The 16,602-nt window shown below is 45.8% G+C and carries 11 protein-coding genes; 5 read left to right on the forward strand and 6 right to left on the reverse strand.

Annotation, left to right across the window (positions count from 1 at the left end; genetic code table 11):
• Window position 1: 1 nt before the first annotated feature.
• From AC1DP6_RS25645 to AC1DP6_RS25660, 4 genes are read right to left on the reverse strand one after another with little or no spacing between them, the layout of a single operon-like run.
• The gene (locus AC1DP6_RS25645) at window positions 2-1,180 is read right to left on the reverse strand and encodes a glycoside hydrolase family 88/105 protein (RefSeq protein WP_477057397.1); all 1,179 of its coding nucleotides are present in this window, start codon (window positions 1,178-1,180) and stop codon (window positions 2-4) included.
• Complete coding sequence (locus AC1DP6_RS25650; protein ID WP_477057398.1) at window positions 1,170-3,401, reverse strand: glycosyl hydrolase family 28 protein; 2,232 nt, start codon at window positions 3,399-3,401, stop codon at window positions 1,170-1,172. Before AC1DP6_RS25650 ends, AC1DP6_RS25645 begins: the two co-directional genes overlap by 11 nt.
• Entirely contained in the window at window positions 3,401-5,041 is a 1,641-nt protein-coding gene (locus AC1DP6_RS25655) for a RagB/SusD family nutrient uptake outer membrane protein (protein ID WP_477057399.1), read from the reverse strand. The genes AC1DP6_RS25650 and AC1DP6_RS25655 overlap by 1 nt, the downstream gene beginning before the upstream one ends.
• 17 nt (window positions 5,042-5,058) lie before the next feature.
• A complete protein-coding gene (locus AC1DP6_RS25660; protein ID WP_477057400.1) occupies window positions 5,059-8,016 on the reverse strand; it encodes a SusC/RagA family TonB-linked outer membrane protein in 2,958 nt (985 codons plus the stop codon).
• 223 nt (window positions 8,017-8,239) lie between these two features.
• On the opposite strand from AC1DP6_RS25660, the gene AC1DP6_RS25665 reads away from it, so the two are divergent.
• Complete coding sequence (locus tag AC1DP6_RS25665) at window positions 8,240-9,280, forward strand: LacI family DNA-binding transcriptional regulator (protein WP_477057401.1); 1,041 nt, start codon at window positions 8,240-8,242, stop codon at window positions 9,278-9,280.
• Window positions 9,281-9,289: 9 nt separating this feature from the next.
• Here AC1DP6_RS25665 and AC1DP6_RS25670 read toward each other — a convergent pair whose 3' ends face one another.
• Window positions 9,290-10,906 (reverse strand): glycoside hydrolase family 43 protein, encoded by a 1,617-nt coding sequence (locus tag AC1DP6_RS25670; protein ID WP_477057402.1) that lies wholly within the window; start codon window positions 10,904-10,906, stop codon window positions 9,290-9,292.
• On the reverse strand, window positions 10,903-11,856 hold the full coding sequence (locus AC1DP6_RS25675; protein ID WP_477057403.1) for a pectinesterase family protein: 954 nt from the start codon (window positions 11,854-11,856) through the stop codon (window positions 10,903-10,905). The genes AC1DP6_RS25670 and AC1DP6_RS25675 overlap by 4 nt, the downstream gene beginning before the upstream one ends.
• A gap of 221 nt (window positions 11,857-12,077) precedes the next feature.
• Here AC1DP6_RS25675 and AC1DP6_RS25680 point away from each other — a divergent pair, with 221 nt between their 5' ends.
• From AC1DP6_RS25680 to AC1DP6_RS25695, 4 genes are all read left to right on the forward strand, one after another.
• Window positions 12,078-12,539, forward strand: coding sequence for an N-acetyltransferase family protein (locus AC1DP6_RS25680; RefSeq protein ID WP_477057404.1), 462 nt, complete (start codon window positions 12,078-12,080; stop codon window positions 12,537-12,539).
• A 52-nt stretch (window positions 12,540-12,591) separates the two neighbouring features.
• The gene (locus AC1DP6_RS25685) at window positions 12,592-13,056 is read left to right on the forward strand and encodes a glycine zipper domain-containing protein (RefSeq protein ID WP_477057405.1); all 465 of its coding nucleotides are present in this window, start codon (window positions 12,592-12,594) and stop codon (window positions 13,054-13,056) included.
• A gap of 288 nt (window positions 13,057-13,344) precedes the next feature.
• The gene (locus AC1DP6_RS25690) at window positions 13,345-14,088 is read left to right on the forward strand and encodes a hypothetical protein (protein WP_477057406.1); all 744 of its coding nucleotides are present in this window, start codon (window positions 13,345-13,347) and stop codon (window positions 14,086-14,088) included.
• 594 nt (window positions 14,089-14,682) lie between these two features.
• On the forward strand, window positions 14,683-16,599 hold the full coding sequence (locus AC1DP6_RS25695; RefSeq protein WP_477057407.1) for a TM1802 family CRISPR-associated protein: 1,917 nt from the start codon (window positions 14,683-14,685) through the stop codon (window positions 16,597-16,599).
• Window positions 16,600-16,602 lie beyond the last annotated feature (3 nt).

A 16,602-nucleotide genomic window follows, 5' to 3' on the forward strand; every position in this document is an offset into this window, starting at 1 on the left:
ATTATTTTTTACTCATTATTTCCATTTCGTTGGCGGCTAACAGGTACGCACCTACGCCTTTTGGATCGTTGTCAATTACCTTTTCACTGAGATAGTATTCATAGCTGCCATCACGATAGGGTTCGCCTCCAAGTCCCGCTACGCTGACGGTACCACCAAGGGTGATATCTCCCTCTTTATTTTTCCGGATAAACTGTTTCAGGATACCAGCATAGCCTTTTACAGCCACCTGCCTGTAGCTATCCGGGAGATACCCCAAGCGGATACCTTTCGCCAATGCGTATACGAACATGCAGGAAGCAGATGCTTCCACATAATTACCTTTGCTGCCTGCTCTGTCCAGTACCTGGAACCAGCAACCGGTTCCGGCATCCTGGTATTTCTTCACGGCGGCGGCTGTACGATTTAAGATAGCGATCAGACTGTCCCTGCCGGGATCTCCTGCCGGGTAATATTCCAGCGCATCTACGAGCGCCATAGCATACCAGCCCATAGCTCTGCCCCAGAAATGCGGTGACTGGCCCGTGCTTTTATTGGCCCAGCGCTGTTCCCGCGATTCATCCCAGGCATGGTACAATAAACCTGTTGCTGTATCACGTGCATGTGTTTCCATCAACACAAACTGCCGGGTAATATCGCGGAAGGTACTGTCTTCATGAAACAATGCCGCATATTCTGCATAAAAAGGTTCCCCCATGTAAAGACCATCTAACCACATCTGGTAAGGATAGCGTTGTTTGTGCCAGAAACCGCCGTCATGCGTGCGGGGTTGCCCGCGCAGCTGTTCCCGCAGCTGCCCTGCCGCCAGCTTATATTTGTCGTTGCCGGTAGCTTTATACAATGTCAACAGGATCCGGCCATTCTTGATATTATCAATGTTATAATCTTTCTGCCGGTACGTACGGATATCACCGTTATCTCCTATAAAAAAATCCATACGCTGTTGCATATACCGGAAATATTGCTGATCATGGAATCGCTTCCATAGCCCGGTAAATCCTTCCAATACTACGCCTTCATCATAGGTCCATTTTACCGGTGTACCAGGATGCAATACGAGTGAGTCTTTCCAAATGCGCATGACCGTAGCCGCCATACCGGCAGCACCGTTTTGGGCCTGCGTGGTGAGCATATTGATGAACAACAGCCCTGCGATGATGATTCTCCTTTTAAAACGCATGATCTTCCGTTGATTTATTTTTAGTATCCCGATAATGACAACTGTCTCGTGTAATATCGTTGACGTTGCGGGTTTGCAAAGGAGGCGTACCGGAGGAAGTCAGCAGATAGACATTCCTGAAATGTATATTGCCCGCCTCCAGACAACTAATCCCTTCCTCCGCCTTTATCACCAGGTTGCGCAGGAAAATATGGTCGACAGGCATTTCCGGCAGGCCACGGATAAATACCGCTTTCTTAGCTCCGCTACATACCACATCATTGATGTAAAAGTTGCGGAACCGTGGTGTCGCGTCTGTTACCGCCAGCTTTTCTACTTTAGGTGCGGCCCTTTTTTCACCTGACAATGGCACCGGATCTTTAGCTGCATAATACATATCAAAAAGGATGGCTTCTCCCGGAATATCTTTCATGTTGATACCGGCGGCATAAATATTCTCCACTACACCACCACGGCCACGCGCAGTTTTAAACCGCAACCCTATATCGGTACCCAGGAAAGAACAATCAGACACATAAATGTTACGTGCACCGCCAGACATTTCACTGCCTATCACAAAGCCGCCATGTGCATGATAAACAGTACAGTTATGCACTATCACGTTCTCTGTAGGCTTACCACGTTTACGTCCCTGTTCATCCCTGCCGGATTTGATACAGATGCCATCGTCACCTACATCAAAAGTGCAGTCCAGGATCTGTGCATAGCTGCATGACTCCAGGTCTACCCCATCGCCATTTTGAGCGTACCAGGGATTTTTAGCATAAATGCCTCTCAGCGTAATATTTTCACAGAGCAGAGGATGCAGGCACCAGGCAGGAGAATTTTGGAAAGTAACCCCTTCCAGCAACACATTTCTACAGCCGGAAATACTGATCATATTAGGACGCAGGAAATCTTTGATACCAGCATAGTCCGCAGGTTTACTGCCTGCAGTAATAACCCCGGCCTGGTTGGTTTTAGCACCCAGATAAGATAATTTGGATGGATACCAGGTAACACTGTCTTCCCCCGTCAAACCACCGGACGCCACCAATTTCTCCCACTGCGATTGCGTGAGCTTTGCTTTTTTTACAATTCGCCACGCATCACCGCCGCCATCCAGGATACCACTACCGGTAATGGCTATATTTTCCAGGTTATTGCCGGAAACGGGTGCCTGACAGCGCACCGCAGCCAATCCTTCGTAGGTAGTGGAGATAAGCGGATACTGATCAAAGTCGGTTGTAAACTGCAATACGGCATTTGCCGCCAGGTGAAGATTAACATTATTCTGCAACACCAGTGGCCCTGTGAGCCACAGCCCCGGCGGAATCAGCACCACTCCGCCACCATTGTTGCTACAGGCGGCCATCGCATCATTAATGCTTTTACTGTTCAACGTGATACCATCTGCTTTAGCACCATAACGCAGGATATTGAATGTATCCTTCCTGAAATGCGGTTCATAGATCAGCGGTAGTTCGTAACTGTATTTATTTTCGAAGGCGGTCTTTTTCAGGTAGACCGACAACGGTAGGTTTTTCGATTTGATTTCCCCAGCTATCAGTGCGGCTATCTTTGCGGCACCATAAGCAGAAAAATGGGTATTGTCTGTAATGCCTTGCGGCAGAGAATTATAATGTCCGGCAGGTGTAGTTTTAAACATTTTCAYGGAACCCGTTTCTCCTTCCCGTGCCAGCAGTGCTGCACTACTTTGCTGGAGGTCCAGTAGCGGAACCTGCATCGCCGCAGCTACGGCGCTTACTACTGCAGGGTACTCGCCGTGGGTATCTTCCAGAATACCATTGGTAAACTTACGGCGGGCTACAGGTGTAATAAGCACCGGGTTTGCTCCTTTGGCGCGGGCTTCTTTTACAAAGCGTTCCAGGTTCGTTTTATAGGCTCCCTGTGCTGCGGCATAGCGGGTACTATCACTTATTTTAGCATCGTTATGTCCAAACTGGATCATCACCCAATCACCGGGATGCAGTTGTGCAAGCACAGTATCCCAACGGTGTTCATCAATAAAACTTTTGGTACTGCGACCGTTCACAGCATAATTTCTTATGCTCATACCTGGTTCAAAAAACGTTGGTAACAGCTGACCCCAGCCACGTTCGGGATTATCAGCCAGTGGCTTGTCTGCCATGGTGGAATCCCCGATCAGGAATATAGTGGGTTTGGGACCGGCAGGTGCCAGTCCCAATAATGATAATAGTAGTATCTGTAGATATCTCATTAGTTATATTTATCGTTCTGCTTAAACTCTCCCTTATTGGTCACGGCATCAATCTGATCCTGCGGAATAGGCCGCACGGTATGGTACGACTGGAAATATTTATTGGCGTCCGGATTATGGAGCGCAATCCTTTCCGCAAGTTTACCGRTACGTTTCAGGTCGAACCAGCGTAGCTGCTCTCCTGCCAGCTCCCTGGCTCTTTCATCGAGGATAAAGTCCAGACTGATATCCGCTGCAGTAATTTGCATGGCTGCTTCCTGACCGGGAATAGCGGCGCGTTTGCGGATCACGTTAATGTAGTCTGCCGCCCTGGCTGCGTTGCCTAATTTAAACTGTGCTTCTCCGGCAATCAGGTACATTTCAGCGAGACGAATAATAAATGCATCGCGGGCACTTTGTTCTTCGTTCAGGGATGCCCGTGTAGGGTCATCAAATTTCTGCAGAGATACATAGTGTGTACGATCGTTGCCGCCACCTGCACTATTATACACTGCGTTTCTATCATATAACCGGTATCTGGTTGTTGCTGCCAATACGTCCTTACTACAACATACAGCCGTATCTCCCAGCTTCATACCTGCCGGTGCTGTTTTAAGATTATTGCAAAGCCATACCTGCTTGAAAGAAGCCTGGTAGCGGGCATCTGCCTTGTCATTAAAGAGGTTTAACAGGAACAACGTAGGCATGTAACGGTTAAACGGACGCTGGTTCAGCACATCACGCTGCATCCCCGGCAGATCATCGTACTTCATGGCAAACATCAGGTGACCATTGTTGGCGCCACGGGAGTGCCCGTTCGGAAAGAGTGTTGCATCTGTACGGTCATCGAATACCAGGTTTTTCATATAGTTAACTGCCCAGATCACCTCTTTATTTTGCAGGTTATCCATACGCCAGAGATCCGCATACTTTGGTAATAACGCATAGGTGTAGTTATTAATTACTTTATCAGCCAGGTCAGCGGCCTGCTGATTCATACCACGGGTGAGGTACATTCTCGCCAGAAAGGCTTCTGCCGCAGGTTTGGTAACCCTGCCATAATCGGTAGTAGTAGCAGGCAGATTATTTACGGCCACATCAAGGTCAGCAAAAATCTGTTTATAAAAAGTTTCTACCGGCGTACGGTTAGCAGTGGTCATGGCACCGGAGGTTTCCTCCAGGGTAAAATGTACAGGCCCCCAGGTTTCCACAATATGCCAGTAGTAAAAGGCCCGGAGGAAATGCAATTCCGCGTTGCGTATTTTCTTTTTATCTTCTGCAAGACCGGCTTTATCGATGCGCGTGATGCCGGCATTACAGAGATTGATAGCAGCATACAATTGTTTCCACAACCCACTCATCACCGTATTGCTGGCCTGCAGGTTGTTGTAGTTGGTGATGTCAGGATATTTATCACCGGTACCACTGGTCCATATATCCGTTCCCATTTCTGCCATACTATATCCTTCTTCCTTTCCATACCACCAACGGTTATAGGTATACGCTGCATTTACCAGTGTTTCAAATCCTTCCGGCGTGGAATATACCGCATCAGTGGTGGTGCCGCCGGGGTTATATTCTTCCAGCTGCTTGTTGCAGCTGGCAAGACTTGCAACGGCTATGGTGAGTATGATAAAGTACTTATTTATGTTTGGTTTCATAACTGCTTTTTTGAAAATTAAAACTCAACATTTATTCCTACCACATACATTTTGGTGAGCGGGTTGCTCAGATCACCGCCTCTTTCCGGATCGTAATCTTTTATTTTGCTGAAGGTAAAGAGGTTCTTACCGGTTACGTATAAACGAAGACTACTAAGGTGCAGCGGTTTCAACGCCTGAGCGGAGAAGGTATACCCCAGGGATAGATTGCGGATCTTCACAAAAGAGCCTTCTTTATAACCCAGTGTTTTAATAAACGGCGTACCATCTTTAGAGAGACTGGCATTCGGGCGTGGATACTCGTTGGACGGATTTTCAGGTGTCCAGTAGTTAAGCGGGGCGCTGTTTTCCAGGCCCTGCGGATCAAATTTGGCGGCATATTCCGAATTGATCCACTGTCCTATACGAGCAAACACATAAATGTTGAGATCAAAATTTTTGTACCGGAAGTCGTTATTTATGCCACCACTCCATTTAGGCACCTGCGCCCCCAGGATGATGCGGTCAGCAGAATTGATAACTCCATTGCCATCCTGGTCTTTCACGCGGATATCGCCGGGTTTGTAACCGTATTTCGTGGCCTCCCCCGCATCTGCTGTTTGCCAGATACCAATTTTCTGCTGATCGAAATACACTTTCACCGGAGATCCGATGAACCAGCCGTTGGCCACATCGTTGGTACTACCATCTGCCAGTGCCACGATTTCTTCTTTGTTGCGGGAGTACACGATGTTGGAAGTCCACCTGAAATCAGCCGTAGCAATATTCGTGGTGTTGATACCTATTTCAATCCCTCTGTTACGGGTTTTACCAATGTTTTGCATTACAACGCTCACACCGGAGGAAGTAGGTAAAGTACGCAGCAGTAACAGGTCTTTGGTTTGTGTATCATAGTAATCGATGCTACCACTGATTTTATTGGCAATGATACCGAAATCGAGTCCGATATTTTTAGTGGTAGACAGTTCCCATTTCAACCCCAGGTTACCTGCCTGATCACCGATGGCATAAGCCATGGCGGCATTGGTATCATCGAAAGAGAATGGAATTTTAGTGAGGTAGGCAGTGCTGGAGTAAGGAGGTACCGCATCATTGCCTGCTATGCCATAGCTCACTCGCAGTTTCAGATCGCTCAGGAAAGTTTGTGACTTCATGAACTTTTCATCACTGATACGCCATGCCGCTGCCACGGATGGGAAGAAAGCCCATTTATTACCAGGTGCTAATTTAGAGGAGCCATCGGAGCGACCGGTGAGTGACAACAGGTATTTCCCTTTGAATGCGTAATTCAAACGGCCTGTAAAAGAGATCAGTTTACTGGCCTGGTAGCTGTTACGGATAGCGATGCCGCTAACACTATTTTGCAGCGCATAATACAGTTGAGAGGGCAGCAGCTGTCCTTCTCCCTGCATGAGGGAAGAATCGCGCTGATCTGACAATACGCTGGCTACGCCGGTAATCCCGAAGGAGTGATCACCGATCGTTTTATTATAGGTGGCCACGTTTTCCCAGCTGAGATACCTGCGGGTATTGCTGTTGGACTGGGATCGCGAAGTAGATGCAGTAGACCGGTCAATGGAGCTTTTAGATGCAAAGATGCCTTGTTTCGCATTTTCCAGGGTTACACCAAAATTAGACCGGAACATAAATCCTTTGAAGGGAGTAAGTTCCAGGTAAGCGTTGATAAAGGTGCGGGTAGTGCGTGTAATGTTCTGATAGGCATTCGGTTGTTCATCCGCCAGCGGGTTGATAGCGGACCCGCTGTTAGGGAATAATACGAGGTTGCCGGCAGAATCATAGGGAACACCCAGCGGAATATACTTATTGGCCTGATTCAGCGGATCGCGGCGGGCACTCTGATCATAATAAGTGATCTGGCTCTGTACACCTACTTTAATCGCATCATTAATGGTTTGATCAATGTTTAAGCGGGTAGCATAGCGTTTCAGGTCATCCAGTTTCAGCAGCCCCTTTTCGTTAAAGTAATCAAAGGAGAAATAGACTTTTGTTTTTTCTGACCCTCCGGAGATGCCTGCCTGGTAGTCCTGTTGTAAACCTTTATGCAAAAGCTCGTCAGCATAATTTGTCCAGATATTATTTTTGATTTCATCCAGTTCAAATGCGTTGAATATTTTGGAATCATCGGCTGGGCTGGCCCATCTGCCGGTGGTGCGGTTCGCTTCGCGTTTCAATGCCGTATATTCTTCCCCGTTACTCATGCGGGGATAACCGTTTACTTCCGATATGCCGGCATAGGAACTGATATTTACGCGTGGTCTGCCGGCTGTACCTCTTTTGGTAGTGACCATGATAACGCCGTTGGCGCCTCTCGAACCATAGATAGCTGTAGTAGATGCATCTTTCAGCACTTCCATTGATTGGATATCATTCGGACTGATATCCTGGATATTTTCATACTGAACACCATCAACGATATATAAGGGGCCATTGCCTGCAGTAATGGAGCGGTTACCTCTTACAGTGACATTCACTTTGGCCCCGGCAGCACCGCTGCTGCGGGTAATGTCTACACCTGGCAGTCTTCCCTGCACCGCTTCCATCACATTGGTGGAAGGCACTTTTTTCAACTCCTCCCCTTTTACGGATACTACCGCACCGGTGAGATCGCGTTTTTTCACCATGCCGTACCCTACTACTACAATTTCATCCAGTCTTTTATTATTCGATTCCATTTTTACTGTCATATTGACATTATCCGCTACTATAGTTACCGGGGCGTATCCTACGTAACTGAACAACAGTTCCGTTTTTTTCCCGTCTGACACCTGCAGCGTAAAATTTCCATGTGTATCTGTTTGGGTTCCACTGGTAGTTCCTTTCACCTGTACACTTACAAGTGGCAGTGCATCGCCGGAGGCTGCATCTGTCACCCTCCCYTTTACGGTGCGGGTCTGTGCAATCGCCCAGCCGCTAAAACCCAACAGCAGCAAGCAAATAAGGTAAATTCTTTTCATAACGTTTGGCGTGAATTTAAATGGCAAATAAAGGTTGTGCTAATCGCTATTGATTAAACGTGGTGATTTGTTGGTTGAAACAGGAGCGTTTTTTTCTGTGTCGTGTGATTACAAGTCTACAGAACTATTTATTAATCGTGAAGTTTATTTACGCAATCGTTCCCGGAAAAATCAGTACTTTCACCTCCTACCTGAATGCCGGAAAACATAGTCCGGAAGCCTTATGAAGTATAAAGCAGCTACTATAAAAGATATTGCGCAGGCACTTCACCTGTCTACTTCCACGGTATCACGTGCATTGCGTGACAGCCATGAAATCAGTGCGGCCACCAAGCAACTGGTACTGGAACATGCTGCACAGTTGAACTATCATCCCAACCCTATTGCTTTAAGTTTAAAGGAGAAAAAAAGCAGGTCAATTGGCGTAATCGTATCCGAGATTGCCAATAGTTTTTTTTCGCAGACAATTAACGGAATTGAATCAGTTGCTAACGAGCAAGGCTATACGGTCATCATTTCCCAGAGTCATGAATCTTTTGAAAAAGAAGTAAGAACATTACAATACCTCGCTTCCCGTTCCATAGATGGCCTGCTGATTTCGGTATCCAGTGCGACTAAGGACCTGACGCATCTGAAAGCACTACATCAATACGGTTTTCCCATTGTATTCTTCGATCGGATTGTAGAAGATATTGCCACGCATAAAGTAATGGTGGATAATTTCCAGGGGGCGTATAATGCCACTATGCATTTGCTTTCGCAGGGATACAGGCGTATTGCCTGTATTACCAACTCGGCACATCTTTCCATTACCCGTGAACGGGTGGCGGGATATATGGCTGCATTGGAAAAGCACGGTATCAAGCCCCCACCTTCGCTCATCAAATATTGCTTCCATGGCGGCATGCTGCTGGAGGAAGTAACAGATGCCGTAGAGGAGCTGTTGAAAGAAAAGAAACGGCCGGATGCTATTTTTACCACTTCAGATAAGCTTACTACAGGTTGTATGCGTGCGCTGAAAAAAGCGCAGATGGCCATCCCCGGTGAAATGGCGTTGACAGGATTTTCCAATTCAGAGTTGATTGAACTACTGCATGCGCCACTCACTGTAGTGCGGCAACCCGCCTTTGAAATGGGACAGGTGGCCACTCAATTATTACTGCAACTGATAGAAAGCAAAAGACCCGTAAAAGATTTCGAAACGCGGGTATTGCAAACGGAATTATTGATTCCTCCGGTGGCACCGGCTAAAAAGAAACGATAATCGCGGTAACTATTTATCTACTCTCCACCAGTCCACATCAGCCCAGCCTGCATCATTTGTTTTAACATTCCTGGTACAGCACAATCCCATTTTGGCGCCTATCCATCTGCCGGTAACGGCGGTAAACGGTGCTCCTGCATCCTGAAATGCTTGTCCATCGCGGCTATAGCTGAACTGACAAACAGCGCCTTCTCTTACCTGCACCCTGAAAAATATATCCGTGGACGTTATCTTTTCCAGTATGGTAACCGTTTCGGGATGGCCTTTGTCTGCCTGTTTACAGTTGAATCGGGATAAATAAATGCCGTCTGCTTTTTTCACGAGTGATAGTCCTGCGTAATCGCTCCCCATTACCAGCATGCTCATACGATCTCCTTCCTGTCTGGGTTTAAAGCGGCACTTCACGGTAGCACTAAATGCCGGCGCCGGGAATTTCTGCAGGAGTACATTAGGTACTTCCCACAAATTCCGGGCGCTGTCGGGCTGTTGCGCTGCAAAGAGGCGCAGGCTGCCATGTGCAGCAGACGGAAAAGCCCAGCCGGCAGCCGGATTCGCCTGCCATTGCCATTGCAGTCCCAATGTGCTTTCATTAAACTCATCTGACTCCTGTGGAGTAGCCAGCGGATAAGTGCTGCCTACATCCGGTTTGCGGTAACTGAGTACGGGTTCTCCTTTGCCATCACCATCTTTCTTTATGCCTATCACTGGCCAGTTATTCACCCACTTCATCGGCTGTAGATGAACAACCCTGCCATACGCCTCCTGATCCTGGAAATGCAGAAACCAGTCGCCCCCTTTTGGTGTTTGGACCCAGGCGCCCTGATGAGGTCCATTGATCGGGGAATGCCCCTGATCCATCACCGTTTTACTTTCGTAGGGACCGTAAATATTTTTCGAGCGCAATACCAGTTGCCATCCTGTGCTAACGCCACCAGCAGGTGCGAAAATATAGTAGTACCCATTACGCTTATAGATCTTGGGGCCTTCCAGTGTAGGTTGATCATCATGTCCATCAAACACCAGCACGCCTTCATCAAGCGCTTTAGTACCGGTGGCATTCAACTCTTTTACTACGAGGATACTTTTAATACCGGCGCGACTACCTGCATAAGCATGCGCCATATATACGTGTCCGTTATCATCCCACAGAGGGCAGGGATCTATCAGTCCTTTACCGCCAACTACCAGTTCCGGTATACTCCAGGGACCTGTGATCTGCTTTGCTTTTACCACATAGATGCCGAAATCGGGATCCGGGTAATAAATATAAAACTCCTTATTGTGATAGCGGATAGCGGGTGCCCAAACGCCGTTGCCATGCTGCGTTACCGCGAAATGATCATAGGGTGGCTGACGCAGTAAAGCATGCCCGATAATACGCCAGTTGACGAGGTCTTTGGAATGCAGGATCGGCAAGCCCGGAACGGCGTCAAAGCTGGAGGCTATCAGGTAATAGTCGTCTCCTACCCTGATGACATCGGGATCGGAATAGTCCGCATATAGTACCGGATTCTTATAAGTGCCATCTCCATTATCAGCTACCCATACTTTCGACACTTCTGATACAGATTGTGCCATCACCGGTGTGGTTGCCAGCAGGCACCACAGACAGGCTGTTATCTTCATAATTTAAATTTCCAGTCTCCGAATATATATTCCCTTGTAAATTGTTTCGCTTCCTTTTTGGTGAGTTGCCGGCTCCATCTTACCCTACCCGCCGGATTAGCACCGGGGCCACGACTGTTATACTCTGCGTAACGGGCCGTTTTTTCATTCGACTCCTTTCGCCAGTTGTCCCAACCTTCCGGCAAAATGTGTGTGCCCATGTAACAGTCAATCCAGGTAGTGCTGGCGTAGGGCCGCCAGGGCCGCCCCAGGTATACTTTGGCTACGCCGCTGTCTGCAGTCAGTGTACAATCTTTAAATACATACCCCACCGGGCATGTTTGCAGTGTAGCCGCTGCCGTAATATAGGAGTTTGTTTTATTGTTAATAAGACACTTATAAAACAATGCAGCCGCATAGCCAAAAATGAAATCGGTACTTCCTTCAATGTAACATGCTTTGTAGTATTGTCTGCAGTAAAATGTTCCGGCCAGCAAAGTATCCTGGAAACCCAGCATACGACAATGCACAAACGTAGCCCTGTCGCCCCGTACGCTGAGTGCCACAGCCTGTCCCGCTTTTACGCCGGCAGTATTTTCGAAGGTGAGGTGTTCTGCCCTGAAATCGCTGGCATAAATCATACAGGAGGGAGAAGAATAGGTAGTGATACTATCACCGGCAGCATTGCGCATGCCCGCATGATCATCGTAGGTGAGAATCGTTTTATTTTCATCTTCTCCTATTAACGTAACAAAATCTTTGGTGGAATCCAGCTTTATTTTTTCCTTGTAAATGCCATTTTTTATAAAGATGCGTACAGGTATTTTGTTGTTAAGAGGTATCGCATCTAATGCCGCCTGCACGGTGGTATAATCACCGCTGCCATCTTTCGCGACTGTTTTCGCTATCGTTTGCGCAGAAAGGAAGAGACTAATGAACAGGCCTATGGCTGTTAAGATAGTTTGTTTCATAGCGTGGTATTGAATTGCGCCCGCCAAAATAGCAAATGGGGTGCAGAACTGCGGGGATATTTACGCAATCGTTCCCGGAGTATTGGCAGATATGTCACGAACAGTTCTTTAATAATCGGTGCAAACAAAAACTTCGATCACCCGACAGTAATTAGTAGATTAAGCGGTTATAAGTAGTAAAAAACTGATATTTGCTCTACACTAGTTACAATTAAGCAATCATGGAAACTATTCACATCAGAAAGGCAATATTGGCTGACCTACCCATTCTGCTTGAATTTGAGCAGCATATTATCAACTCAGAACGGCCCTATGACCCGACTATAAAAGACGGTATTTTTCATTATTACGATATTGCCGCTATGATCGCCGCTTCCGATGTGGAAGTACTGGTGGCGGAGTATGATGGCCAGCTGATAGGCTCCGGCTATGCACGTATAAAGGAAGCCAAACCCTATCTTACATTTCCCCAATATGCCTACCTGGGATTTATGTATGTAGAACCCGCACACCGGGGTAAAGGGGTCAACAAGCTGATCGTCGAAGGACTTAAAGCCTGGGCATCCGCACAGGGAATGGTTGAAATGCGGCTCGAAGTATATGGCGGGAACGAGGCTGCCGTTAAAGCTTATGAGAAAGCCGGATTCCGCACCAACCTCGTAGAAATGCGATTACCACTGTAATTTTTGAGTTTGGCATAATTTTCGTGAGCTGCCTGTTAAAAGGATTTTAACCATGAAACAGTTACTTGTAGCCTTAGCAGCAGCAGTCATTTTCTTTTCCTGCAAARGCAATGCTGATAATGCCGCCGCTATAGAGAGCGCGAAGAAAGCCACCATTGATTCCATGAATAATGTAAGTGCCATTAAACAACAGGTAGTGGACTCAATGAATAACTTAAAGAAACACAGACATAATACTTCCAACGCAGCTGTAACACCAGGATATGCCGATGCAGAGATGAATAGTCCCGCCCCGGCAACACCAGCTCCTGCTGCACCAGCAAAGAAGAAAGGTTGGAAAGGATGGAGCCACACTGCTAAAGGCGCCGTTGTTGGCGCAGGTGCAGGTGCCATTACCGGAGCAATTGTAAATAAAGACAGATTGAAAGGAGCCGCAATAGGAACCCTGATTGGCGCCGGTGTAGGTGCAGGCACAGGAGCCATTGTGGATCATAAGAAAAAGAAACAGGGGCAATAATGCTTTGATATAATTTTGAAAAGGCGCATTCCAGTGGATGCGCCTTTTTTTGTGTATACTATTAGTGGACGCTGAAGGTCTATAAATCAAGTTTTCAACCTGAGGAATATCTTTTTTCAATATTCTCTAAATGCTCAATACACTCCCGTTTGTCATTGTCAAATCCCTGCTACACCATCTTTGAATATTATATAATCCCCATTATACTCCCGTTAGATAATCTTCTATCTGTCCCGAAAACACCCTCCCCGAATTATGTTATATTTATAGTAATCAAAATAATCTCCCATGGCAAAACAAATGTCTATCCTTCCCTTTACGGGAAAGCTCGGCCCTCTCATTGGGTATAAGCGCAATGGCAACTACTTCCTGCGCTCCATGCCTGAAAGCGTGCAGCAAACGGCTGCTACTCGCCGCGCATCCCGCCGCTTTGGCATCGCCAGCAGGAAAGGCGCGTTTATCCGGCATGCGTTCTATGGCCACCTGGATATCCATTGTGATAGCGGCCACATCAATCGGCTGAACAAACTGCTCATTGCTGCCGGCGATCACCACGAAGCCCTGACAGGCTTCCGCTTCAATCAGCATACCGGAGTAGATCGTTTCTTTGCGGTGGCTCCCCGGCTGCTGAGTAACGGAATATTAAATATTCCCGCACAAACCATCGATGGGTATAAAGGTATTGCTGCGCTGGAAGTAAAAGTGATCGCAACGCGCATTGATTTTAGATCACGACAGGTAGCGGGTAGTGAAACGGCTACACTAATGATAGACACCGATACCACTTTCCAGGAAACAAATATTTCGCTGGATGTACCCGGGCAGGGTTCACTGGTTGTCGTTTTCCAGGTAAGAGCCCTATACAAAGATGGCCCATCGTGCAGCAGACAATACATGGCAGCCGATATTATTGCGGTGGCAGCGCCACAAGTACCCAAATCAGCTAATAAACGCACTTACCCAAAGCGCACGAAATTGCTTCCCAAACTTACCTATACATACACATATCCAGCCGTCATTCAACTGGAATAAAGCGATCTTGCCCCGGAGATATTTTGATAAATAAACCCTTTATACCTGTTTCCTTTAAATACTCCCTCTCTTTGCACAGCTACAGCCTGGTACTGAAGCAGCCCTCCTATGGCCGGTTCTCACCTCTTTCCATTTGCTGATGCAATTTCATCGGGATTACACATCCGGACATCATCCCCGCATCAAGTCCACCTCTCCTGCACTGCTTCTATATGTACTTAGCGGATGCTAAGCATAGCCTAAACGGAATCTACATAATGGCAATACATTTTGCGGGTAATGCTGATTATAATGATGAGGGTTCTTAATACACTATATCTTAAAAGACTATTTAGAGACAACGAAGATAAAATTCCTTCTAAAATATCCGTGATACAGGCTTTCGGGCAGCTGATAGGCTTAGACCTGTAGTATTCTTCCTTATAGATTGACTAAAATTTATGCTTAAAATTCACACTGCCACCAAGATTTCAACTTGATCCCAGAATTCCCTTTTGTAAACGATATTCGAATAACATAAGATTAACAAATTCCCGTATTTTTTATCACCTTTTTATATATTGCTTTGCCTCCAATCAAACCCCCTAACCCTCCATGATATTAACCCTTACCCGATTAGGTGAGCACTTAAGCCAGGATTCAGATATTTGGGATGATGTTATTGACACACCGAAAACTGATCCACAAAAGGAAAATCTGATAGCAGGTATTATCATAAATATTGATGAGCAAACAATCAGTGCTGGCGAAATAAGTGCCTATGGGAAAAATGCACTTTTCAAGTTTAAAAACTTGTCTATAAAAGGCGGCAACAACAAAGCAACTTACGTTTGCTGCGAAACGGGAAAAATTGCTCAGTTAGAAAAAACCTTATTTGGCAAAATAGATAATAAGGGGAATATACCGACCAAGGGAGAATTCCAGGAATATATAGATAATAAATTTCCGGCGTTGCAGCACTCCCTACTGTACCAGGTACTTGCAGCACTGTTTGTTATCAGAGATAAATTTCTATCTGAAGGATGGAATCTGCCAGAAACCATCAATAGTAAGATCTTTGGCGATAATAAAGGAATTGGAAATAGTAAACTGGTATTAATTTATGTGGCCGTCATTTCTAAAAACCTGGGGATTAAAAGCGCCACTCCCATTTCAGCACTCCAGGGATTTGAGGAATTTGTACACCTTGACAGATTCACCAAGCCCACCTCCACTGAAAAAAAGATCAGTTACGCCACCGGAAAGATTAAAGAAAATGTAATTGGTATTGACTTCCCAAATCGATACAGCATAAACTATATGTTTGTTGAAACCACGCTTAATTATGCTACAGGTTTCAATAAAAACAACTTCTCCAAAAATTATCAAATTAATGCAGAAGAACAATTATTCCTGGAACGGGCCTCTGATCACCTGCTAAAAACCCAACAAATAAGCATTGCCGGCATTTCTCATTGTGTCATACCCCAATTCCTGGCGAATAAGGAAGTTGATTTTGATACCATTCTGGAGGAAAATTACAAGAAATCAGAATTGCTTTTTCAGAGAACAGTATTTGAAAAATCTATTATTGCCATTGAAGACGAATTTAAAGAAGATGATCTCTACTGGCTTAACTTCCTGGCATTTGAGTCAGACGGTAACTCTTTCAAAACAATCAACCTGATAAAAGATGTATCAAAAACACATTTTGAGCATGTCATAAAAGCATTCGCTGATATAGATGCCGAATTCAATAACATGGAAGATACGGTCGACTGGCCCAATATAACAACCGAATACTTTAATCAAAAGAAAAGCCAGTCTTTCAATTTAAATACCATCTACCAGCTGATTCCTTTGCGCAAGGACAAGGAAAAGAAAAATGAGGCCTTGTCCATTTTTAAATCCATACTGGAAAAACGAAATATCAACATAAATATTCTGTTTAAACACTTCACGGATCTGATCCTCTGCCACCGATTCGGACGATACGAAGCATATAAAAACGTAAAAAGATTTAATGAGGACGCCTTTGTTTTTGCAATAAGGGACGCAGTATATAAATACCTGGCTTTCAYGAAAGTATTAACACGACTCAAACTATCAAACTATATGGAAGAAAACACCCAACAATCACCGGAGGCAATAACTAATCCTGAAAAAACAAACACCTATCAGCAAAGAATAGATACCTTCTTTGAGCGGATGCAATACAAAGATCATCAAAAAGCACTCTTCTATCTCGGTCGAATGCTTAATTCCGTCACGTATCTGCAGATGGAAAAAAAGAAAACCGTTCTGGATAAACTGAATTTCAACGGAATGGAGCGGAATGATATTCAACGGTTAAGGTCCTCACTACTGGAAAAAGCCAAACAATACAATGAAATAGAACGCGTCCTCTTTGCTGACGCACGATTTAATGAGCTTTTCGACTACAACTCCTGGAAGGTAAATCCCCACGAGGCCTTATTCTTTATTCTAAATGGCTATTCCTTCGGTATTCACATAAAAAACAATAAAAACTAACAA

This window comes from Chitinophaga sp. 01L420 (assembly GCF_056399985.1).

Bases quoted from the DNA above. Each gene is read 5' to 3' on its own strand.
- AC1DP6_RS25690 (WP_477057406.1), top strand. From the start codon at position 13,345: ATGGCAAAACAAATGTCTATCCTTCCCTTTACGGGAAAGCTCGGCCCT.
- AC1DP6_RS25645 (WP_477057397.1), bottom strand. From the start codon at position 1,180: ATGCGTTTTAAAAGGAGAATCATCATCGCAGGGCTGTTGTTCATCAAT.
- AC1DP6_RS25675 (WP_477057403.1), bottom strand. From the start codon at position 11,856: ATGAAACAAACTATCTTAACAGCCATAGGCCTGTTCATTAGTCTCTTC.
- AC1DP6_RS25680 (WP_477057404.1), top strand. From the start codon at position 12,078: ATGGAAACTATTCACATCAGAAAGGCAATATTGGCTGACCTACCCATT.
- AC1DP6_RS25670 (WP_477057402.1), bottom strand. From the start codon at position 10,906: ATGAAGATAACAGCCTGTCTGTGGTGCCTGCTGGCAACCACACCGGTG.
- AC1DP6_RS25665 (WP_477057401.1), top strand. From the start codon at position 8,240: ATGAAGTATAAAGCAGCTACTATAAAAGATATTGCGCAGGCACTTCAC.